This is a genomic window from Paraburkholderia sp. J63, assembly GCF_905220245.1.
GTDB lineage: Bacteria > Pseudomonadota > Gammaproteobacteria > Burkholderiales > Burkholderiaceae > Paraburkholderia.
This window is the reverse complement of the sequence record NZ_CAJMZF010000122.1, coordinates 1-1485: the sequence shown is the minus strand read 5'-3', so window position 1 is coordinate 1485 and position 1485 is coordinate 1. Positions and strand designations below refer to the sequence as shown.

Sequence of the window (1485 nt, the reverse complement as noted above, 5' to 3'; positions counted from 1 at the left end):
CATCGGCTTATACACAATTTCCATCGTGACCGCCGGCACGTAACTTCTGCAATGTCCTGGCAGCGACATGAACCTCTTTGAGTCCGAGCCAAATAGCTTTCGCGCCGGGTTCGCCATCACCCTTGCGGCCGAGAAATCCGCCCAAGCGCGCAATCAAGCGCAACACCTCATTGAGCCTGGGCTTGGCCGGCTGCTTGACGTCGGTCAGCAAATACGCGCCGCGAATTTCATCGACATCGAAGAACAGTCCGGCATCCAGATCGGGGCAACTGCGGCCCATATACATCAGATGGACGATTCGCCAAGCCACGACCAGAAACAGCGCCAGCGCACGTTCGAGCCGTTCGATCGCGCCCAGTTGCAGCGCCTCGATACGGCAACCGTTCTTCAGCACATTGAAGAGGATTTCAATTTCCCAGCGTGCCCGATACCAGTCGATCAGTTCAATCGCTTCCTGCAGCGTCGTGGCTTCGCGGTTGGTCAGCAAGCGCCATTCGATCGGCTTGACGCCGCCTGGTGCATCAAACTCACGCGCGACCAGACACGTGCTCGCTACGCTTTGACCGACGCCTGCCGGCAGTTCGATGCGCCGCAACCATACGTGCTGACGTACCTGGCGCGCCTTCACGCCGTGCCGCGAGCCCATCGTGAAGGCAATCTCGCCGAGCGGTGCACCTTCTGTCGCCGCCGCCCACAGCCTCGCTCCCTCGGGCAGCGCGCGGTCGTGGGTCGAGCGAATCAGCCAATCCGCCGGCGTACCCAGCTCTTGCGCCCGCACCATCAGCGCGAGCATGTCTGCCTCGCGATCAGCGACGTACACCAGTCGCGTGTGCGGCAGGCCCGATGCCGTTTCCGCCACCCGTTCGTAACCCTCGATCCAGCGCAGGCTTTCCTTGAGGCCGCCGCGCTTGCCCTGCGCGTCCCTGGGCTCACGCGCCCACATCCACGCGTCGAGTACACCCAGCGGCACCCGCTCAGGCGTCACCGCATAGGTCGGATGCAAATACATCCCGCGTTGCATCTCGTAAGACAGTGGCCCAAGGCCCGCGGCCTGCCGGCCGTTGAAATCCAGTTCCGTGGTGTCCTGCAGGCACAACACGACCGACTGAGCGGCCATTCGTTGCTCGGTCTGCCGCCAGTGCGGCTCCAGAATCGCACTCCACTCGACCTCGCCGTTGTCGAAGAAGCGGTACGCCGCCATCGTCTCGCCCCAGCCCCGACACGCCTGCGGCACGCCGGCCGTCGGCTTGGCCGCCAATCGTTCCATCAATGTCCTCGCTCGCTTGTTCAGGCGCGCGTCGCCAAGGTCGAGGTCAGCAAATTCGGTTTCCGTCCAGCACGGTGCTTCCAGGGCCAAGGCGTTCACGCAAAAAGCGAGAGTAAACGCGACGCGCCGAAAGTTTACAAGCCCCGGTCCATCTCATTGCTCACGACCGTTTGTTCCGGCCTACGGTTGCGGAGGACAGACTTGTGTATAAGACGATG

At 62.6% G+C, this 1485-nt stretch carries 1 protein-coding gene; it reads right to left on the bottom strand.

Translation table 11 applies throughout. The features are described from left to right. Positions 1-7 precede the first annotated feature (7 nt). Positions 8-1351, bottom strand: a complete 1344-nt coding sequence (locus U5775_RS38745) for an IS4 family transposase (protein ID WP_322063407.1) — start codon at positions 1349-1351, stop codon at positions 8-10. Positions 1352-1485: the final 134 nt, after the last annotated feature.